Source organism: Sphingomonas sp. Leaf20 (assembly GCF_001421535.1).
In the GTDB taxonomy this organism is placed as follows: Bacteria; Pseudomonadota; Alphaproteobacteria; order Sphingomonadales; family Sphingomonadaceae; genus Sphingomonas.
The window spans coordinates 1,124,210-1,142,569 of record NZ_LMKN01000001.1 but is presented as its reverse complement, the minus strand read 5'-3'; the positions used below and the strand labels follow the sequence as shown (position 1 = coordinate 1,142,569).

General features: G+C 70.6%; 20 protein-coding genes. 17 read left to right on the top strand and 3 right to left on the bottom strand.

Features of this window, described 5'->3' with window-relative positions:
• Nucleotides 1–5: 5 nt before the first annotated feature.
• Together ASE72_RS05170 and ASE72_RS05165 are read right to left on the bottom strand one after the other, a co-directional pair.
• Nucleotides 6–1,187, bottom strand: coding sequence for an acyltransferase family protein (locus tag ASE72_RS05170; RefSeq protein ID WP_056017491.1), 1,182 nt, complete (start codon nt 1,185–1,187; stop codon nt 6–8).
• Between the two features lie 241 nt (nt 1,188–1,428).
• The gene (locus tag ASE72_RS05165) at nt 1,429–1,950 is read right to left on the bottom strand and encodes a DUF1993 domain-containing protein (protein ID WP_056017487.1); all 522 of its coding nucleotides are present in this window, start codon (nt 1,948–1,950) and stop codon (nt 1,429–1,431) included.
• 115 nt (nt 1,951–2,065) lie between these two features.
• On the opposite strand from ASE72_RS05165, the gene ispG reads away from it, so the two are divergent.
• The 3 genes from ispG to ASE72_RS05150 all read left to right on the top strand — a co-directional run bounded on the left by ispG (nt 2,066) and on the right by ASE72_RS05150 (nt 5,326).
• Complete coding sequence (gene ispG / locus ASE72_RS05160) at nt 2,066–3,205, top strand: flavodoxin-dependent (E)-4-hydroxy-3-methylbut-2-enyl-diphosphate synthase (protein WP_056017485.1); 1,140 nt, start codon at nt 2,066–2,068, stop codon at nt 3,203–3,205.
• 703 nt (nt 3,206–3,908) lie between these two features.
• Complete coding sequence (locus tag ASE72_RS05155) at nt 3,909–4,853, top strand: DMT family transporter (RefSeq protein ID WP_235532240.1); 945 nt, start codon at nt 3,909–3,911, stop codon at nt 4,851–4,853.
• Nucleotides 4,850–5,326 (top strand): GNAT family N-acetyltransferase, encoded by a 477-nt coding sequence (locus tag ASE72_RS05150; protein WP_056017482.1) that lies wholly within the window; start codon nt 4,850–4,852, stop codon nt 5,324–5,326. The genes ASE72_RS05155 and ASE72_RS05150 overlap by 4 nt, the downstream gene beginning before the upstream one ends.
• Nucleotides 5,327–5,444: 118 nt before the next feature.
• On the opposite strand, the gene ASE72_RS05145 is transcribed toward ASE72_RS05150, so the two are convergent.
• Nucleotides 5,445–6,581, bottom strand: coding sequence for a DUF1176 domain-containing protein (locus tag ASE72_RS05145; protein WP_056017479.1), 1,137 nt, complete (start codon nt 6,579–6,581; stop codon nt 5,445–5,447).
• A 106-nt stretch (nt 6,582–6,687) separates the two neighbouring features.
• On the opposite strand from ASE72_RS05145, the gene ASE72_RS05140 reads away from it, so the two are divergent.
• The 14 genes from ASE72_RS05140 to ASE72_RS05075 all read left to right on the top strand — a co-directional run bounded on the left by ASE72_RS05140 (nt 6,688) and on the right by ASE72_RS05075 (nt 18,205).
• A complete protein-coding gene (locus tag ASE72_RS05140) occupies nt 6,688–7,557 on the top strand; it encodes a 3-hydroxyacyl-CoA dehydrogenase NAD-binding domain-containing protein (RefSeq protein ID WP_056019011.1) in 870 nt (289 codons plus the stop codon).
• Nucleotides 7,558–7,696: 139 nt separating this feature from the next.
• Nucleotides 7,697–8,233, top strand: a complete 537-nt coding sequence (locus ASE72_RS05135; RefSeq protein ID WP_156350129.1) for a hypothetical protein — start codon at nt 7,697–7,699, stop codon at nt 8,231–8,233.
• Nucleotides 8,234–8,244: 11 nt separating this feature from the next.
• Entirely contained in the window at nt 8,245–9,567 is a 1,323-nt protein-coding gene (locus ASE72_RS05130) for a DNA-packaging protein (protein ID WP_056017474.1), read from the top strand.
• A 392-nt stretch (nt 9,568–9,959) separates the two neighbouring features.
• A complete protein-coding gene (locus ASE72_RS05125) occupies nt 9,960–11,081 on the top strand; it encodes a phage portal protein (RefSeq protein WP_056017471.1) in 1,122 nt (373 codons plus the stop codon).
• Nucleotides 11,081–11,386: a DUF6127 family protein gene (locus ASE72_RS05120; RefSeq protein ID WP_166746767.1), complete on the top strand. Its 306-nt coding sequence runs from the start codon at nt 11,081–11,083 to the stop codon at nt 11,384–11,386. The genes ASE72_RS05125 and ASE72_RS05120 overlap by 1 nt, the downstream gene beginning before the upstream one ends.
• A complete protein-coding gene (locus ASE72_RS05115; protein WP_235532239.1) occupies nt 11,374–11,811 on the top strand; it encodes an HK97 family phage prohead protease in 438 nt (145 codons plus the stop codon). The genes ASE72_RS05120 and ASE72_RS05115 overlap by 13 nt, the downstream gene beginning before the upstream one ends.
• Nucleotides 11,812–12,124: 313 nt before the next feature.
• Nucleotides 12,125–13,117 (top strand): phage major capsid protein, encoded by a 993-nt coding sequence (locus ASE72_RS05110; protein WP_056019002.1) that lies wholly within the window; start codon nt 12,125–12,127, stop codon nt 13,115–13,117.
• A 116-nt stretch (nt 13,118–13,233) separates the two neighbouring features.
• Entirely contained in the window at nt 13,234–13,581 is a 348-nt protein-coding gene (locus tag ASE72_RS05105; RefSeq protein ID WP_056017468.1) for a head-tail connector protein, read from the top strand.
• On the top strand, nt 13,578–13,961 hold the full coding sequence (gp17, locus tag ASE72_RS05100) for a tail completion protein gp17 (RefSeq protein WP_056017465.1): 384 nt from the start codon (nt 13,578–13,580) through the stop codon (nt 13,959–13,961). Before ASE72_RS05105 ends, gp17 begins: the two co-directional genes overlap by 4 nt.
• Before the next feature lie 14 nt (nt 13,962–13,975).
• Nucleotides 13,976–14,383 carry a phage major tail protein, TP901-1 family gene (locus ASE72_RS05095; protein WP_056017462.1) on the top strand — a complete coding sequence of 136 codons (408 nt, stop codon included), beginning with the start codon at nt 13,976–13,978 and terminating at the stop codon, nt 14,381–14,383.
• Between the two features lie 328 nt (nt 14,384–14,711).
• Nucleotides 14,712–15,026, top strand: a complete 315-nt coding sequence (locus tag ASE72_RS05090; protein WP_056017459.1) for a gene transfer agent family protein — start codon at nt 14,712–14,714, stop codon at nt 15,024–15,026.
• Entirely contained in the window at nt 15,026–15,220 is a 195-nt protein-coding gene (locus ASE72_RS05085; RefSeq protein WP_056017456.1) for a phage tail assembly chaperone, read from the top strand. Before ASE72_RS05090 ends, ASE72_RS05085 begins: the two co-directional genes overlap by 1 nt.
• Nucleotides 15,213–15,779, top strand: a complete 567-nt coding sequence (locus ASE72_RS05080) for a hypothetical protein (RefSeq protein ID WP_056017453.1) — start codon at nt 15,213–15,215, stop codon at nt 15,777–15,779. The genes ASE72_RS05085 and ASE72_RS05080 overlap by 8 nt, the downstream gene beginning before the upstream one ends.
• 128 nt (nt 15,780–15,907) lie before the next feature.
• The gene (locus ASE72_RS05075; RefSeq protein ID WP_056017450.1) at nt 15,908–18,205 is read left to right on the top strand and encodes a DUF2460 domain-containing protein; all 2,298 of its coding nucleotides are present in this window, start codon (nt 15,908–15,910) and stop codon (nt 18,203–18,205) included.
• Nucleotides 18,206–18,360: the final 155 nt, after the last annotated feature.

Here is an 18,360-nt window from a genome sequence, read left to right as displayed (position 1 = left end):
GGCTTTCACAAGGTTGGCGGGGTGGGACGAAGGTGGAGACGCAGCCCGATCAGCGGGCGCAAGGGGGCGATCCTGCGGCCGATCCGGTAGAAGGCGAAGCAGCCCGCGACGGTCGCGAGCAGCAGCAGTACGAACTCCGCCCAGCCGGGCAGGCCGGCGGGGAGCAGCGCGTACATGACGAGGACGATGATCGTCTGGTGGATCAGGTAGAAGGGGAACACCGCCTCGGTCAGCATCGGCCGCCAGCGATGGTCGCGGTTGAAATGGCGTTCGGCGAGCCCGATCAGCGCGACGATCCCGCCCCATTGCTCGAGCGCATGCGCGATACCGTAGGGCGTATAGACCCAGCGCGGCGTGGCGACGCCCGCGGGCCAGCCGAGCTCGATCCCGAGGATCGTCGCATAGCCGAGCAGCGCGAGCCCGCCGCCGATCTTCCACAGCCGCGCGATCGCGGCGATCGCGGGTTCGGAGCGCGCGAGGCCGAAGCCGAACAGGAAGGCGGGGAAATAGGTGACGTGTGCGAGCCAGTCGCCGAACAGCGCCTGGCTCTCGCCCGCCATGCGCAGCCACCAGCCATGGACGAAGATCAGCCAGGCGAGCGGCAGCAGCAGCACGAGCCAGCCGCCGAAGACGCGGTCGAACAACCGCTGTGCGCCGCGGCTGCGGACATTCTGGTGGCTGCGCAGGCTTCGCGGGCCCCGGACCAGCGCGACGCCGAGCGTCAGGACCGCAGTATAGACAAAGAGATAGACGACGAACCAGAGGTGGTTCCACGCAGGCAGCCAGAGCCCGTCGAGCGGGGCGAAGCGGAACGCGTCGTGCGTCCAGAACGTCCAGTAGCTGCCCGTATAGCCGTGCCGCGTGACGAGCTCGACCCAGGGTTGCGGGGGGACGATGACGACGAGGCCGAAGCCGAGCGGCACGAGCAGCCGGTAGCAGCGCGTCGCGAAGAAGCGGACCGGGCCGCTCGACCGGCGGAGCAGCGCGCGGCTGGCATAGCCCGAGACGACGAACAGCAACGTCAGCCGCCACGCGTTGGCGGCGAGCATCGGCAGCCGCACCCAGTCCTCGACATGCGACGACTTCACATGGAAGTTCCACGGCACGAAGACCATCGCGATATGGTAAAGGATCAGCAGGGCGAAGGCGCCGATCCGCAGCCAGTCCATGCCGTAATGCCGGGTCATCGCAGCGCCCTAGGCGGCGGGTGACGGGGCTGCAAGCTTGGGGCGGTCGGGGGGGGCTCAAGGTTCTGCATCCTCCCCCGCCAGGGGGAGGTGGCGCCGGAGGCGTCGGAGGGGGAGGAGGCGCGACAGGGGTTCGTGCTTGCCGCCCCCTCCGTCAGGCTGGCGCCTGCCACCTCCCCCTTGCGGGGGAGGATTTTGAGGTGGTTCGCCGGGGCGGGTACGGAGCGAGCGTTTTTCTCGCTCAGGCGGCCATGCGGGGGACGCCGAGGAAGTCACGTTTGCCGAGCGGGACGCCCTGCGCGCGCAGGATCGCGTAGGCGATGCTGGCGTGGAAGTAGAAATTGGGCTGCGAGAAGGACAACAGGAAGTTCGCGCCGGTGAAGGGCATGACATAGCTGCCGAATTCGAATTTCGTCGCGGCGGTGGCGAGCGTGTCGAACTCGGCCGGGTCATAGGCCTCGAGCGTCGCGATCGCGCCCTGGACCGCGGCGTGGAGCCCGGCGAAATCGGTCGGCCAGGCGCTGCGGTCGGGCGAGAAGACGCCGGCGCGGACGCCCTCGACGCCGCCGACCGAATGCGCGACGCACGACTTCACCTGATAGCCGAAGGGGAGCATGTCGTCGGCGAGCTTCGCGTCGATCAGCGTGGCGGGGTCGATCCCGCGTTCGGTGGCGAAGGCTTCCGCCTTGTCGAGCAGCGCGTCGAGCGCGCGCAGGACCTGGAGGTTGGAGGGGATCGTCGCATCGTAGAGGGACAGGGTCATCGATCGGGCTCCGCTGAGATGCGGCAGCCTATGGCCGTGCGACGGCATGTGCCAGCGTTGTTTCGCTCGCCGCGTCCAGCCGCTATATACGACGGTGAACCCACGAGGAATCTTCATGTCCCTTCGTCCCTGGCGCGATATCACCCGCCGTACGAGCCGCCAGATCATGGTCGGCAACGTCCCCGTCGGCGGCGATGCGCCCGTCACCGTGCAGACGATGACCAACACGCCGACCGACGACATCAAGGCGACGGTCGACCAGATCCGCCGCTGCGAAGAGGCGGGCGTCGACATCATCCGCGTCAGCTGCCCCGACGTCGAATCGACCAGCGCGCTCAAGCAGATCGTCCGCGCGAGCCGCGTGCCGATCGTCGCGGATATCCATTTCCACTATAAGCGCGCGCTCGAGGCGGCGGATGCGGGCGCGGCGTGCCTGCGGATCAACCCGGGCAATATCGGGTCTGCGAGCCGCGTGAAGGAGGTCGTCGACGCGGCGAAATCCAATGGCTGCGCGATCCGGATCGGCGTGAACGGCGGGAGCCTCGAGCGGCATCTGCTCGAGAAATATGGCGAGCCGTGCCCCGATGCGCTGGTCGAATCGGCGCTCGACCACATCAAGTTGCTGCAGGACCATGATTTCCACGAGTTCAAGGTCGCGGTGAAGGCGTCCGACCTGTTCCTCGCGGTCGCGGCCTATCAGCAGCTCGCCGAACAGGTCGACTGCCCGCTGCACCTCGGCATCACCGAGGCGGGCGGGTTCGTCGGCGGTACGGTCAAGTCGGCGATAGGGATGGGCAGCCTGCTCTGGTACGGCATCGGCGACACGATCCGCGTCTCGCTGTCGGCCGAGCCCGAGGAGGAAGTGCGCGTCGGGTTCGAGATCCTGAAGGCGCTCGGCATCCGCAACCGCGGCGTGCGCGTCGTGTCGTGCCCGAGCTGTGCGCGGCAGGGGTTCGACGTGATCCGCACCGTCCAGGCGCTCGAGGAGCGGTTGCAGCATATCCGCACGCCGATGTCGCTGAGCGTGCTCGGCTGCGTCGTGAACGGGCCGGGCGAGGCGCGCGAGACCGATATCGGGATCACCGGCGGCGGCAACGGCAAGCACATGGTGTATCTGTCGGGGGTGACCGACCATCATGTCCAGGACGCGGACATGGTGAACCACATCGTTCGGCTCGTCGAGGCCAAGGCGGCGGAGATCGAGGCGGCGGATGCCGCGGTCGCAGCGCTGGTGCCGGAGATGGCGGCGGAATAAGCGGGGTTTTACCAGGCGGATGGCGGTCCTGCGTGCCGTCCTCGCCTTCCGTCATCCTGACGCAGGTCCGGATCCAGGGTGGCGGGGGGGGGTGTTGCTTGGCTCGGGGTCCTGACTTTCGTCAGGGTGACGGGGTGGGGGCCACGAACGTTGCGGCTTTGGCGGTGGTTCGACTTCGCTCCAGCACGAGCGGGGAGGGGCGCGCGGGTGATCGCGCCTGGCGTGAGCGGCACGGGAATGAAGGGCGGACCTTCCTCTTTTCCGTCATCCTGACGCAGGTCAGGATCCAGGGTGGCGGGGGTGGTGCTGTTTGGCTCTGGATCCTGACTTTCGTCAGGATGACGGGGTGGGGGCGACGAACGTTGCGGCTTTGGCGGTGCTTCGACTGCGCGCAGCATGAGCGGGGAGGGGGGCGCGGGTGATCATGCCTCGCGTGCGGGGCACGGAGATGGAGGGCGGGTCTTCCTCTTTTTCGTCATCCTGACGACGGTCGGGATCCAGGGTGGCGGGGGGTGGTGCTGTTTGGCTCTGGATCCTGACTTTCGTCAGGATGACGGGGGTTTTTGGGGGCGTTCCGTTCTTACGCGTAGGCGGGGGGCGAGAATTATTGGTGGTGCGGGTGGGGCTTCTGGGCCCCTGCTTTCGCGGGGGAACTGTGGCCGCCGACGATGATGGCGCCTCGGGATGTTGCCGGTTAAGCGGGGTGGATGGGTATTGGCATTTTCTCGGCGGCGGGGCGGACGGTGTGACGGGGCGTAGCGTTTCGCCTGCGCTGGCGTTCGGCGTCGCGGCGCTCGGGATCGGGTTGTTTTCGGTCATGGACGCGGTGATGAAGTCGCTGGTGCTAGGGATCGGGGTGTATAACGCGCTGCTGTGGCGGCAGATGACGAGCGTCGGGCTGGGAGCGGTCGCCTGGAAGCTCGGACGGAGCGGGCGGCCGAGCGGGCGGGCGCTGAAACTCCATCTTGCCAGGGGGTTGGTGACCGCGGCGATGGCGCTGCTGTTCTTCTGGGGGCTGGCGCGCGTGCCGATGGCGCAGGCGATTTCGCTCACCTACATCTCGCCGATCCTCGCGTTGCTGCTCGCCGCCGTCACGCTCGGCGAGCGCGTCGGGCGCAAGGTCGTGATCGCGTCGGTCGTCGCGCTGGGCGGGGTCGCGATCGTGATGATCGGGCATGGCCGCGAGGGCGCGGCGGGGGCGGCGAACCTCGCGGGGGTCGCCGCGGTGCTCGGATCGGCGGTGCTGTACGCGGTCAATCTGGTGATCGCGCGGGTGCAGGCGCAGGCGGCGCGGCCGGGCGAGATCGCGTTCTTCCAGGCGATGGTGATCACCGCGACGCTTGCGCTCGCCGCGCCGTGGCTCGCGGTGGTGCCCGACGCGGCGACATGGCCGCGGCTGCTGCTGGCGGCGGGGCTGGCGACCGCGTCGCTGTGGCTGCTCGGCTGGGCCTATGCGCACGGCGACACGGGATTTCTGGCGACGACCGAATATAGCTCGTTCGTCTATGCCGCGGGGCTCGGCTATCTGGTGTTCGGCGAGCGGGTGTCGGCATTTACCGCGTGCGGCGCGGGTGTCATCGTCGTCGCGTGCCTGTATGCGGCGCGGCGGCGCGATATCGCGCAGACGTCGATGGAGGCCGCCGCATGACCCAGATCCGTTCCGCCACCCGCGCCGATACCGGCACGATCCTGCGCTTCGTGCGCGAACTCGCGGCGTTCGAGCGCGAACCCGACGCGGTCGAGGCGACCGAGGTGACGCTGGGCGAGGCGCTGTTCGGGGATGCCCCCGCGGCGGAGGCGGTGATTGCGGACGGGACTGCCGGACCGGTTGGTTTTGCGGTGTTTTTCCACAATTTCTCGACGTGGACGGGGAAGCGCGGGGTGTATCTGGAGGATCTGTACGTGACGCCCGAGGCGCGCGGGCAGGGGGTCGGCGGTGCGCTGCTCGCGCATCTGGCGGGGATCGCGATCGACCGCGGGTGCGCGCGGTTCGAATGGTCGGTGCTCGACTGGAATGCGGATGCGATCGCGGTCTATCGCAAGCTGGGTGCGGTGGGGATGGAGGACTGGACGATCCAGCGGTTGACGGGGGATGCGCTGGTGAAGCTGGCGGGGCGGTAGGGGGCCCTCGGTGGGGTCGTCATCCTGACGAAAGTCAGGACCCAGAGTTACTTGGCGCTGTCCTGTTTGGCTCTGGGTCCTGACTTTCGTCAGGATGACGGGAGAAGGGGATGACGGGCTAGTTGCGGGCGACCGTCGTGCGCCAGATGACGGGCCAGGTGATCGCGCCGCGGCAGTCGCCCATCTTGCGCATCTCGGCGAGGCGGAAGCGGGTGCCGTCCCAGACATAGTCCTGGCCGACGCCGCAGTCGCCGATGCCGCGGCCCTTGGCGTAGGAGCTGAGCAGCCCGGTCTTCGGGTCGTAGCCGGCGTTGACGAGTGCGGGTTTGGCGCCGGGTTCGCCGAATTGCGGGGGCAGGTCGAACGGCGCTTCGCTGGCCTTGCCGTCGCGGACGATCAGCGCGCGGGTGATGACATTATACGCGCCCGATCCGCAGGATAGCAGGACGAGATCGGTCGTCGCGTCGAGTGCATGCGTCTCGTTGGTGACGGGGCCGAACTCGTCCGCGGCGCAGCCGGTGCGCTGGCGCATCTGCGCGACGAGCGGCGCGGCGGGGGGCTGCGCGCGGCGGTCGGTGAGCGGGGCTGCAAGGATCGTCGGGAGTGCGGGCGGAGTGGTTGCGGGCGGCGTGTCGCCGGTCGCGACGAGTGCGCCGGGGGTGCCCGCGCGGCCCTGCTGCGCGTCGGCATAGCGCAGCGCGGCGGCGGCGCCGGTGATGACGACGGGGATCGTCCGGCCGTCGAGTCGCGCGGTCATCGCGGTGCCGGTCGCGAGGCGGCGGGCGAGCGTCATCGCGACCGGGCCGGTGACGGTGAAGCGCTGGTCGTCGCCCGGATTGCCGCTGGCGAGCGGGGTGCCGTCGATCGCGACCACGACGCGTTTCACAGGCGCGCCGGGGCTGCCGATCGTCACCGTGACGGGCGCGTCGGCGGCGGGGCCGCGCTCGACCACGATCGACAGCTCGGCGATGCTCGAATCATCGGGCGCCATCGAGACCGCGGTGCAATAGCCGCCGTTGTCGCACGCGACTCCCCAGGCACCGAAGCTTCGCGTGTCGGTCGGGCGGGGGCGTGCCTTCGAATCGACGGCGGGCTCCGCGGGGCCCTGCGGGGCGGCGCCGCGCGCGATCGGGCGCGGTTTGGGGCGGGCGGGGGTTTCGAGCGGGACGGTGGCGTCGTTGGGCGCGCTGGTGTCGCCGCTGGGGCTGCAGGCCGTCGTAGCGAGCAGAAGCGAAACGAGAACTGGATAGCGCATGCGACCTCCTGACCGGTCTGGCGGCGACGGTCCCGCTTCGATAGGGGCGACGTCATAGTCGAACAACCATCAATGGTAAGGGGCGGCAATCACGATGGAGAGTGCGATGCAGACGATCGGCGTAATCGGCGCGGGACAGATGGGCGCGGGGATCGCGCAGGTCGCCGCGCAGGCGGGCTACCGCGTGCTGCTGGCCGATATGGGCCTGCCCCAGGCCGAGGCGGGCAAGGCGGGGATCGGCAAGGCGATGGCGCGGCTGGTCGAGAAGGAGAAGATCACCGCCGACTTCCGCGAGACGACTTTGGCCAATATCGAGCCGGTCGCGAGCGTCGCCGAGATGGGCGACTGTTTCATCGTCGTCGAGGCCGCGACCGAGCGCGAGGCGATCAAGCGGACGATCTTCGCCGAAGTCGGCAAGGTGCTGAAAGCCGACGCGATCCTGGCGTCGAACACCTCGTCGATCCCGATCACGCGGCTCGCGCAGGCGGCGCCCGACGCCGCGCGGTTCATGGGGGTGCATTTCTTCAATCCCGTCCCCGTGATGCGGCCGATCGAGCTGATCCGCGGGCTCGCCACGTCGGACGAGACGGTCGCCGCGGTCGAGGCGTTCGCCGAAAAGCTCGGCAAGCAGGTCGTGCACGCGAACGACGCGCCGGGCTTCATCGTCAACCGCGTGCTGATGCCGATGATCAACGAGGCGTGCTTTGCGCTGGGCGAAGGCGTGGCGGGGGTGCGCGACATCGACCTGGCGTGCCAGCTGGGGCTCAATCACCCGATGGGGCCTTTGACCCTGGCCGATTTCATCGGGCTCGACACGTGCCTGGAGATCACGCGCGTGCTGTTCGAGGGGACCGGCGATCCGAAGTTCCGGCCTGCGCCGCTGCTGGTGAAATATGTCGAGGCGGGGTGGTTCGGGCGCAAGACCAAGCGCGGCTTCTATGACTATTCGGGTGCGGAGCCGGTACCGACGCGCTAACCATATCGGTTATTCACCCTTGACATCGTCACGCTGTTCTGGCACATAACAGGAACGATGACGAATTGCGAGTCGGGCCGGACGCGGTCGGGGTGATCCCCCGGCGGCGGACCGGCCCGATCCATTTGGGGGATGGCGCATGGGAGCGGGGGCGGGCGGGAAAGCTGGGGGCCGGTTGCAGGTGCGCAAGGCCGCCAGGGGCGGCTGGACGCCCGCCAAGCGCGCGGCGTTCCTCGAGCATCTGGCAGGGACGTGCAACATCGCGGCTTCGGCGCGCGCGGTCGGGATGGCGCCGCGCGGGGCGCATGCGCTCAAGGCGCGCGATGCGGTGTTCGCGGCGGACTGGGCGGCGGCGATCGAGGCGGCGTACGAGACGCTCGAGGCGCGGTTGCTCGCCTATGCGCTGGGGGAGGCCGAGGGGGAGGCTGAGGCGGAAGCTGCCAGGGTCGCTGACAGGGTCGCTGACGGGGATGCGGCGGCGGAGTCGCGCGGGGCGCATTTCGATCCGCGGGTGGCGGTGCAGGCGCTGGGGTTCCGGCGGCGCGATGCGGCGGCGGGCGGGCGCGGGCCGTCGTGCAAGCGCGCGACGATCGCCGAGGTCGAGGCGGCGCTGGTCGCCAGGCTCGACGCGATCGCGCGGCGCGGGCAGGCGGGTGCGGCGGAGGACGGGTCGTGAGCGCGGGGGGGATGGCGCCGGTCCTGTTCGACCGGGGGCTGCTCGTGCGGCTGGCGCGGCTGTCGGCGGCGGATCGGCTGGCGGTGCTGCGCGCGCTGCCCGAGCCCGAGCTGCGCGCGTTTCACGAGAGCTGGGCGATCTGGGCGATGCCGGGGCAGCGCGAGCCCGAGGCGGACTGGCATGTCTGGCTGATCCGCGCGGGGCGCGGGTTCGGCAAGACGCGCGCAGGCGCCGAATGGGTGAGCGCGGTCGCGCGCGCGACGCCGGGCGCGCGGATCGCGATGGTCGGCGGGACCGCGGACGACGTGCGCAAGGTGATGGTCGAGGGCGAAAGCGGGCTGATCGCGGTGGCGCAGGCGGGCGAGACCTATCGCTGGCGACGCGACGCGGGCGAGTTCGTGTTCGACAGCGGCGCGCGCGCGTTCGTCTATTCGGCCGAAGCCCCCGAGAAACTGCGCGGGCCCGAGCATCATGCGGCGTGGTGCGACGAGCTGGCCAAGTGGCGGTACGGCGACGCGACCTGGGACAATCTGATGATGGGCTTGCGGATCGGCGAGCGGCCGCGCGTGCTGGTGACGACGACGCCGCGGCCGGTGCCGCTGATGCGGCGGCTGCTGGCGTTGCCGGGGCTGTATGAATCGCGCGGGGGGACGGGGGAGAATCCGTACCTGCCCGCGTCGTTCGTGGCGGCGATGACCCAGACCTATGCGGGAACGCGGCTGGGCCGGCAGGAGCTGGACGGCGAGCTGATCGACGATGTCGAGGGGGCGCTGTGGACGCGCGACTTGCTCGAGCGGCAGCGGTGCGGGGCGGATTTCGGGCTGCCCGCTTTGGTGCGTGTCGTCGTGGGGGTCGATCCGCCTGCGGGGACCAGCGGCGATGCGTGCGGGATCGTGTGCGTCGCGCTGGGGGCGGACGATCTTGCCTATGTGCTCGAGGATGCGAGCGTTTCGGGGTTGTCGCCCGAAGGCTGGGCGCGCGCGGTGGCGGACTGTGCGGCGCGGCATGGCGCGGACCGCGTGGTCGCCGAGTGCAACCAGGGCGGGGAGATGGTGCGCAGCGTGCTGATGGCGGCGGACTGCGGGCTGCCGGTGCGGCTGGTCCATGCGAGCCGCGGCAAGGTCGCGCGGGCGGAGCCGGTGGCGACCTTGTACGAGGGGCGGCGGGTCTTTCATGTCGGGGCGTTTCCGGCGCTCGAGGACGAGCTCTGCGGGCTGGTGAGCGGGGGGTATGTGGGGCCCGGGCGCTCGCCGGATCGGGCGGATGCGCTGGTGTGGGCGCTGACGGAATTGTGCTTGCGGCGGCGGGTTGAGGTGGGGGTTCGGGTGGTTTGAGGTCCCCCTTCCGTCATCCTGACGAAGGTCAGGATCCAGGGTTGCGGGGGGTGGGGCTGCTTGGCTCTGGGTCCTGACTTTCGTCAGGATGACGGGTGGGGTGGGGGTTCGAGCCTCACGTGCCCTCACCCTCCCACGCTTCGCGCGGGCCCCTCCCTCTCCCCCGAGGGGAGAGGGAGTTCGTGGTTCCCCTTCCGTCATCCTGACGAAAGTCAGGATCCAGGGTTGCGGGGGGTGGCGCTGCTTGGCTCTGGGTCCTGACTTTCGTCAGGATGACGGGTGGGGGTGGGGGTTCGAGCCTCACGTGCCCTCACCCTCCCACGCTTTGCGTGGGCCCCTCCCTCTCCCCCGGGGGGAGAGGGGTTTTGGTTATGGTTTTTCGGGAGGGTATTATGGGGTTGTTCGGGTGGAAGTCCGGGCGGGAGGGCGCGCGGCCGGCTTTGTCGGGGGCGGGGAGTCTTGGCTGGGCGGGGGCGGGCGGTGTCGCGGGGGCGCGGGGGTATGAGGCGCAGGTGCGCGAGGCGTATCTGGGGAATGCGGTGGCGCAGCGCGCGGTGAAGCTGGTCGTCGAAGGGGTCGGGTCGGCGCCGCTCGACGGGTCGGATCCGGCGCTGGTCGCGCTCGTCACCGCGCGGTCGGGGGGGCAGATGCTGATCGAGACGGTGGCGGCGCAGCTGCTGCTCCACGGCAATGCCTATGTCCAGGTGCTGCGCGATGCCGACGGGGGCGCGGCCGAGCTCTATGCGCTGCGGCCCGAGCGGGTGAGCGTCGAGGCGGATGCGGGCGGGTGGCCGGCGGCGTATCGCTATGCGGTCGGCGCGCGGGTGACGCGGCTGTCGGCGGATCCGGTGCGGCCGCAGGTGATCCACCTGAAGGCGTTTCATCCGGTCGACGATCATTACGGGCTGGGGTGCCTGGGCGCGGCGGCGGCGGCGGTCGGGATCCATAATGCGGCGGCGCGGTGGAACACGGCGTTGCTCGACAATGCGGCGCGCCCCTCGGGGGCCTTGGTCTATGATCCCGGCGACGGGTCGGCGCTGTCGGCGGACCAGTTCGCGCGGCTGAAGAGCGAGCTCGAGGCGTCGTTTGCGGGGAGCGGGAATGCGGGGCGGCCGATGCTGCTCGAGGGCGGGCTGAAATGGCAGGCGCTGAGCCTGACGCCCGCGGACATGGATTTTGCGGGGACGCGGAGCGCGGCGGCGCGCGAGATCGCGCTGGCGTTCGGGGTGCCGCCGATGCTGCTCGGGCTGCCGGGGGACAATAGCTATGCCAATTACCGCGAGGCGAACCGGGCGCTGTGGCGGCTGGCGATCCTGCCGCTGGCGACGAGCGTGCTGACGGGGATAGCGCAGGGACTGTCGGGCTGGTTCGAGGGGGCGGCGCTGCGGGTCGATCTCGACCGGGTGCCGGCGCTGGTCGAGGACCGCGAGCGGCTGTGGGGCATGGTCAGCGCGGCGACGTTCCTGAGCGATGCGGAGAAGCGCGCGATGCTCGATGTGAAGGAGGGGGTCTGATGGATGGCCAAGTCTTGGCGCAGCTGATGGCGCAGGGGGCGGAGCGGGGGGCGGACCTGGTGACGCTGCGCGCGATCGCGGAGGAGGCGGGCGAGCTGGGCGCGACGCGCGCGCTGGCGCGGCTGGGGCTGAGCGACGAGCGGGCGCGGGGTGACGTGGCGGAGCTGCGCGAGCTGCTGGCGGCGTGGCGCGATGCGAAACGGTCGGTGTGGAAGGCGGTCGCGGGGTGGATCGCGCGGCTGTTCGTGGCGCTGATGCTCGCGGGGCTGGCGGTGAAGCTGGGGTTTGCGGCGTGGCTGAAGTGATCCCTCGATACGCCACTCGGGACGAACGGGGCGGGGTGGCGTTTGCGGGGTATGCGGCGGTGTTCGACGTGGTCGACCGGGCGGGGGACGTGATGCGGCGGGGGGCGTTTGCCGGGGCCGGGGTGGTGCCGCTTCTGTGGCAGCATCGTGGGGGTGCGGTGGGGGTGCTTGCGTCGGTTGCGGAGGATGCGCGGGGGTTGCGCGTCGAGGGGGTGGTCGAGGATCCCGAGCTTGCGGGGCTGGTGCGGTCGGGGGCGGTGGCTGGGTTGTCGGTCGGGTATCGGGCGGTGCGGGTTCGGCAGGGGGCTCGGCGGGAGGTGCTGGGGGTGGCGCTGGTCGAGGTGAGTCTGGTGGCGGTGCCTATGCAGGGGTTGGCTCGGGTGGAGGTGGTGGGGCGCCGTGCTGACGCGCTTCGGTCATCCTGACTCATTCCCGTCATCCTGACCTATTCCCGTCATCCTGACGAAAGTCAGGATCCAGAGCCGTAGGGGACGGCGCTCGGGGCTCTGGGTCCTGACTTTCGTCAGGATGACGCGGGGGGTGGGGACGGCGCTTGGGGCTCTGGATCCTGACTTTCGTCAGGATGACGCGTGGGGGTGGGGGTGAGGCTTCGAGCCTCACGTGCCCTCACCCTCCCACGCTTTGCGTGGGCCCCTCCCTCTCCCCCGGGGGGAGAGGGGTTTTGAGTTTCGGGCGTCCTTCGGGGCGCCTTTTTTTGTTTCTGGCAGGGAGATGGACATGAGCGTGATGGATCGGCCGATGCTGGAGGGGGCGGCGCCTTCGGGCGCGTTTGCGGGGTTCGTGCGGAGCGGTGCGACGATCGAGATGAAGGCGTTTACCGGGGTCTCGGGCGATGCGGGCGGCTATGCGGTGCCGCGCGAGGTGGATGCGCAGATCGATGCGGTGCTGAAGGGGATCTCGCCGATCCGCTCAATCGCCAATGTCGTGAAGGTGGGCTCGGCGGGGTATCGCAAGCTGGTCACGACGGGCGGCACGCCGTCCGGCTGGGCGGCGGAGAATGCGGCGCGGCCCGAGACGGCGACGCCGGTGTTCGTCGAGATCGTGCCGCCGACCGGCGAGCTCTATGCCAATCCGGCGGCGAGCCAGGCGATGCTCGACGATGCGGCGTTCGACGTCGAGGCGTGGCTGGCGGGCGAGATCGCGATGGAATTCGCCAAGGCCGAGGGTGCGGCGTTCGTCGGCGGATCGGGCAGCGGGCGGCCCAAGGGGTTCCTGACGCAGCCGACCGCGGCGACCGCGGACGGGACGCGGGCGTTCGGGACGCTGCAATATCTGGCCTCCGGGACCGCGGGGGATTTCTCGGCGAGCCCGCAGGAGCGGCTGATCGACCTCGTCCAGGCGCTGCGCGCGCCGTATCGGCAGGGGGCGAGCTTTGTCATGAATGCGAGCACGCTGGCGCGGATCAGGAAGTTCAAGACGAGCGACGGGGCGTTCGTGTGGGCGCCTTCGCTGGCGGCGGGGCAGCCGGCGACGTTGCTCGGCTATCCGGTGATCGAGGCGGAGGACATGCCGGACATCGCGGCAAACGCGCTGGGAATCGCGTTCGGGAACTTCAAAGCGGGGTATCTGATCGCGGAGCGCGCGGAGACGGTGATCCTGCGGGATCCGTACTCGAACAAGCCGTTCGTCAATTTCTACGCGACCAAGCGCGTCGGCGGGTGCGTGACGAATTCGGAGGCGATCAAGCTGATGAAGTTTTCGGTGAGCTGATGGGGTGTGAGGGGGTGGGGGTTTCGAGCCTCGCTTGCCCTCACCCTCCCACGCGCAAGGGCGCGTGGGCCCCTCCCTCTCCCCTGCGGGGGAGAGGGGTTTTTTGGGAGATTCCTATGGGTGAGCAGGGGGTGCCGGTGGCCGTTGTCGCGGACGCGGTGGTGGCCGTGCGGGCGGTGTTGCGGCTGGAGGGGAGTGCGGAGGACGCGTTGCTCGGGCGGGTCTGTGCGACGGCGATCCTGCTTTGCGAGGCGTTCGTCGGCGGGGCGATCGTCGCGCGGGTGGCGGGGGACGGCGCGGCGGAGACCTGGGACGCGGTGCCGGCGCCGGTGGCGCAGGGCGTGGCGATGCTGGCGGCGCATCTGTTCGATCACCGCGAGAGCGATGCGTTGCCGCCGGCGGCGGTGGCGGCGTTGTGGCGGCCGTATCGGCGGATGCGGCTCAGTCCCGAGGTGACGGCGTGAGTGCGGGGGCGGTGTTGCAGGCGGGGGTGGTCGCTCAGTTGCAGGCGGCGCTCGACTGCGCGGTGTTCGATGCGCCGCCGGTGCGTGCGGCAATCCCCCATGCGGTCGTCGAGGATCCGGTGCTGGGCGACTGGAGCAGTGCGACGTGGCGCGGGCGCGAGGGGCGGCTGGTGGTGACCTTGCACGATGGCGGCGAGCGGCCGGTGCGGCTGCGCGCGGCGCTGGGCGCGGCGGAGGCGGCGGTCGAGGGGCTCGATCCGCTGCTGTCCGACGGGTGGCGGCTGGTGCGCGCGCAGCTGGTGCGGTCGCGCGTGCTGCGCGTCGGCGAGCGGTGGCGGGGGACGAGCGAATATCTGGTGCGGATGTACCGCGAGGATTGAAGAGGGAGACGGACATGGCGGTGGAGAAGGGGAGCGCGTTCCTGTTGAAGGTCGGGAACGGCGCGGCGACGCCCGTCTATGCGACGGTGGCGGGGCTGCGGACGACGCAGATGTCGGTGAACGGCGAGGCGATCGTGGTGACGACGAAGGATTCGGGCGGCTGGCGGCAGCTGCTGTCGGGGGCGGGGGTGCGCAGCGTCTCGGTGTCGGGGGCGGGGGTGTTCACGGGGTCGGCGGCGGAGCTGCGGATCAAGGCGAGCGCGCTGACCGGGGTGCTCGACGATTACCGGCTGGCGTTCGAGGGGGGCGATACGATGACCGGCCGGTTCCTCGTGTCGCGGCTGGATTATGCCGGGGATTTCAATGGGGAGCGATCCTACACGCTGAGTCTCGAGAGTTCGGGGGCGGTGGTGGCGGGGTGAGGGTTGCGGGTCGGGGGATCCGTTGATCTTCGGCCACCTCCGGTCCTGTCATCCTGACCCCCCTCCGTCATCCTGACCCATTTCCGTCATCCTGACGAAAGTCAGGATCCAGGGTCACGAGCGTTGTCCTTTGCAGCTCTGGATCCTGACTTTCGTCAGGATGACGGGGGGGGGGCGGCGCGGTGTGTGGGGCTCTGGGTCCTGACTTTCGTCAGGATGACGGGCGCGCGGGGGGGCGGTGTTCTTGGCCTCACTTGCCCTCACCCTCCCACGCTTTGCGTGGGCCCCTCCCTCTCCCCCTGGGGGAGAGGGGTTTTGGAGATATTTTATGAGCGAAGTGGCGAATTCTTTGCGGGGGGAGGGGGCGCTTCGGGTCTCCGGGGAGACGCTCGTGGTGCGGCCGAGTTTTGCGGCGCTGGTGGCGGCGGAGGACGAGCTGGGGCCGTTGTTTGCGCTCGTCGAGCGTGCGGCGGCGGGGAAGCTCGGGATTGGCGAGATGGTGGCGCTGTTCTGGCATTGCCTGCGTGATTGCCCTGAGGGGCTGACGCGCGAGCGGCTGGGGGAGGCGGTGGTCGAGGCGGGGCTGGCCGTCGCGACGCCGGTGTTGCGCGGGTTGCTGCGGCAGATCCTGGCGGGGCGGTGATGACGCGCTTTGCAGCGAGCGCCGCGCGGCTGGCGGGGTTTGCGGGCGCGGTGCTGGGTTGGGCGCCGGATGTGTTCTGGCGCGCGACGCCCGCCGAGCAGGGGGCGGTGGTCGCCGCGATGATGGGAGACACGCCGACGCCGCCCGATGCGGCGGCGATCGCGCGGTTGCAGGAGGCTTTTCCCGATGGATGACGATCTGGAGCCCGCGCTGGTGCGGGTGCGCGTCGATAATGCGGCGTTCGCGCGCGACGTCGCGGCGATGCGCGGCGAGCTGGACGGCGTGCTGGGCGCGGGGGCGGAGCGCGCGGCGGTGCGGCTCGAGGCCGCGTTGCTGCGCGCGACGCGGACCGGGGCGCTCGGGTTCGAGGAGCTGAAGGGGGTGGCGGTCTCGGCGCTCGATGCGATTGCCGGGGCGGCGGTGAAGACGGGGGTGGAGTCGGTGCTTGGCGGGGGCGTGAGCGGGGGTCTTGCGGGGGCGCTGGCGGGACTGCTCGGCGGGCTGCCGGGGCGCGCGACCGGGGGGCCGGTGTCGCCGGGGCGTGCCTATGTCGTCGGCGAGCGCGGGCCGGAGATGTTCGTGCCGGCGAGCAGCGGACGGATCGAGGCTGGTGCCGGTGGCGGTGCCGGTGCGGTGCGCGAGGTGCGGGTGGCGATTACCGTCAATGCGGCCGCGGGGGCGGCGCCGGGGGTGCTGGCGCAGTCGGGGCGGCAGGTGGCGCGGGCGGTTCGGGCGGCTTTGGCGGTGGAGTAGTTGGGGAGTCTCACTTGCCCTCACCCTCCCACGCGCGAGCGCGCGCGGGCCCCTCCCTCTCCCCCGGGGGGAGAGGGGTTTTTCGGCTGGCTTGCCCTTGTCGTTCTTCTTGGAATCTGGAGATCATCATGGGGCATTGGCTGTGTTCGGGGCGGACGGGGCAAATGGGGGGCTTGGTGTCGCGGTTCGATGCGCGGTTCTGGACGGTGGATTTTCCGCGGCCGATGATGGCGTCGGTGGTGACCACGGGGCCGGAGTCGCTGCGGGTCGATGCGGTGTTCTACAAGCAGGACGATCTCGCCGGGCTGATCTGGGAGGCGGAGGACCGGTTCGATCATCCGTTGCTGGCGTATGAGACCGCGCGCGACTTTCGCGACTGTCGGCTGTCCTTTCGGTGGCGGTCGGGGGGTGTGATCGCGCTCGACGCGATCCATGGCCCGACGCTGACGATCGAGGGGCGCGACGCCGCGGGGCGAGCGCGCGCCTGGTATGTGCGGCTGTGGAATTATCCGGTCGGGACGCCCGAGGACGCGGTGGTGACGCTCGATTTCGCGGCGCTGGTCGGCGGGTATGACCTGCCCGCGGACAGCGATCCCGTCTGGGCGGGGGATATCGACCGGATGTTCGTGTCGCTGGTGCCGCCGGGTTATGGCGCGGGGAGCGGGCTGCTGGCGGCGATGCACGAGGGCTGGGTCGAGTGGAGCGCGATCGCGTGCGACGGGCCGGGCGCGGTGCTGGCGATCGGCGAGGCGGTGGTGCCCGAACACGCGCTTCGGATCGCGGGCGGCTATGACGACAGCTACAACCTGACGCCGGCGCGGTTGCTGCGCAATGCGCTGCACTTGGGGTACCGCGGGAGCATCGTCCATTATGTCGGGATGAGCCATTATTTCCGGCTCGAGGCGCTGGGCGGCGGGTTTTACGTGTCGCTGGCGGGGGGCGTGCTCAACGCGGCGTGCGCTGCGTGGCACCGCGATTTTGCGCGGCGGGCGGGGGCGCTTGGCTATGACGTGATCTGGTCGCTGAGCTACGAGCTGTTCGACGCGCATTGCTGGAACGACTGGAAACAGCGCGCGGCGGATGGCGCGCCGGCGCTGACGGGGTGGGCGCCGCCCTCGACGCTGTTGTCGCCGGCGCATGGCGGGGCGATGGCGTATCTGCAGGCGGTGGCGCGCGCGTTCGTGGCGATCGGGGTCGCGGCGGGGCTGCGCGCGCGGTTCCAGGTCGGCGAGCCGTGGTGGTGGGTGATGCCCGACGGGCGGCCGTGCCTCTATGATGCGAGCGCGGTCGCGGCGTTCGCGCCGGTGGCGATGGCGAGCATCCGGGGGGCGAGGAGCGCGGACGAGATCGCGACGCTGGACGCGGCGGGGGCGTGTCTGGCGGCGTCGACCGCGGCTTTGGTGGCGGCGGCGCGGCAGGAGGCGGGGGCGGGCGGGTGCGTGGCGCATCTGCTCACCTATCTGCCGACGGTGCTCGACGCCGCGGCGCCCGAGGCGAAGCGGGCGAACATGCCGCTGGGCTGGGCGTGGCCGGCGTTCGATGTGCTGCAGCTCGAGGACTATGACTGGGTGACCGCGGGGGACAGCGCGTCGTCGGCGGACGCGGTGGCGCTGGTCGGCGCGCGGCTGGGCTATCCGGTCGAACGGCAGCATTATCTGTCGGGGTTCGTGCTGACGCCCGGGCGCGGGGCACAGCAGGTCGCCGAATGGGGGCGGATCGCGGCGGCGGCGCGCGTGGCGCGGGGGCGCGGCGTGGCGGAGATTTTCGTCTGGGCGCTGCCGCAGGTGATGCGCGACGGGTTCGTGCAGTTCGAGACCGATGGGGAGGATGATGTGGACGCGTTCGACGACGTGCTGTTCCCGCTCGAGCTGGGGCGCGAGGCGGAGGTGGCGCCGGGATTCTCCACCGCGATCCTGACGAGTGCGGGGGGTGCGGAGACGCGCAACGCCGCCTGGGCGGAGGCGCGGACGAGTTATGACGTCGGACCGGGGTTGCGGAGCGAGGCGGATATCGCGGTGCTGCTGGCGTTCTTTCGCGCGCGGATGGGGCCGGCGCGCGGGTTCCGGCTGCGCGATCCGTTCGATGCGGACGCGGTCGGGCAGCGGATCGGCGTCGGCGACGGCGACGGGGTGCAGCGGCGGTTCGCGCTGGTCAAATATTATGGTGCGGCGTCGCGGCGGATCACGCGGCCGGTGGCGGGCAGCGTGTCGGTCGCGGTCGGCGGGGTCGCGACTGCGGGCTTTTCGGTCGAGGCCGGGGGGTGGGTGGTGCTCGATACCGCGCCCGCGGTCGGGGTGGTGGTGACCGCCGGGTTCGCGTTCGACGTGCCGGTGCGGTTTGCCGAGGACCGGCTGAGCGTGGCGCGCGCGACGTTTCTGGCGGGGGTCGCGGGGTCTGTGCCTTTGGTCGAGGTGCGCGAGGGATAGGTCGGTTTCTTGCGGCCGGCGTGCGGGATCCGGTGCTTCCTCGTCGTCATCCTGACGAAAGTCAGGATCCAGAGCCAAGAGCGTCGTCCTGTGCGGCTCTGGGTCCTGACTTTCGTCAGGATGACGGGGGTAGGCGGGTGCGCGGGTGTGGGGGT

What these genes read in the sequence shown, in the direction of transcription:
- ASE72_RS05095 (WP_056017462.1), top strand. Translation starts at nt 13,976, where the DNA reads ATGGCGGTGGAGAAGGGGAGCGCGTTCCTGTTGAAGGTCGGGAACGGC.
- ASE72_RS05140 (WP_056019011.1), top strand. Translation starts at nt 6,688, where the DNA reads ATGCAGACGATCGGCGTAATCGGCGCGGGACAGATGGGCGCGGGGATC.
- ASE72_RS05120 (WP_166746767.1), top strand. Translation starts at nt 11,081, where the DNA reads ATGGATGGCCAAGTCTTGGCGCAGCTGATGGCGCAGGGGGCGGAGCGG.
- ASE72_RS05085 (WP_056017456.1), top strand. Translation starts at nt 15,026, where the DNA reads ATGACGCGCTTTGCAGCGAGCGCCGCGCGGCTGGCGGGGTTTGCGGGC.
- ASE72_RS05130 (WP_056017474.1), top strand. Translation starts at nt 8,245, where the DNA reads ATGGCGCCGGTCCTGTTCGACCGGGGGCTGCTCGTGCGGCTGGCGCGG.
- ASE72_RS05145 (WP_056017479.1), bottom strand. Translation starts at nt 6,581, where the DNA reads ATGCGCTATCCAGTTCTCGTTTCGCTTCTGCTCGCTACGACGGCCTGC.
- ASE72_RS05080 (WP_056017453.1), top strand. Translation starts at nt 15,213, where the DNA reads ATGGATGACGATCTGGAGCCCGCGCTGGTGCGGGTGCGCGTCGATAAT.
- ASE72_RS05125 (WP_056017471.1), top strand. Translation starts at nt 9,960, where the DNA reads ATGGGGTTGTTCGGGTGGAAGTCCGGGCGGGAGGGCGCGCGGCCGGCT.
- ASE72_RS05150 (WP_056017482.1), top strand. Translation starts at nt 4,850, where the DNA reads ATGACCCAGATCCGTTCCGCCACCCGCGCCGATACCGGCACGATCCTG.
- ASE72_RS05090 (WP_056017459.1), top strand. Translation starts at nt 14,712, where the DNA reads ATGAGCGAAGTGGCGAATTCTTTGCGGGGGGAGGGGGCGCTTCGGGTC.
- ASE72_RS05105 (WP_056017468.1), top strand. Translation starts at nt 13,234, where the DNA reads ATGGGTGAGCAGGGGGTGCCGGTGGCCGTTGTCGCGGACGCGGTGGTG.
- ispG (WP_056017485.1), top strand. Translation starts at nt 2,066, where the DNA reads ATGTCCCTTCGTCCCTGGCGCGATATCACCCGCCGTACGAGCCGCCAG.
- ASE72_RS05110 (WP_056019002.1), top strand. Translation starts at nt 12,125, where the DNA reads ATGAGCGTGATGGATCGGCCGATGCTGGAGGGGGCGGCGCCTTCGGGC.
- ASE72_RS05165 (WP_056017487.1), bottom strand. Translation starts at nt 1,950, where the DNA reads ATGACCCTGTCCCTCTACGATGCGACGATCCCCTCCAACCTCCAGGTC.
- ASE72_RS05075 (WP_056017450.1), top strand. Translation starts at nt 15,908, where the DNA reads ATGGGGCATTGGCTGTGTTCGGGGCGGACGGGGCAAATGGGGGGCTTG.
- ASE72_RS05170 (WP_056017491.1), bottom strand. Translation starts at nt 1,187, where the DNA reads ATGACCCGGCATTACGGCATGGACTGGCTGCGGATCGGCGCCTTCGCC.
- ASE72_RS05135 (WP_156350129.1), top strand. Translation starts at nt 7,697, where the DNA reads ATGGGAGCGGGGGCGGGCGGGAAAGCTGGGGGCCGGTTGCAGGTGCGC.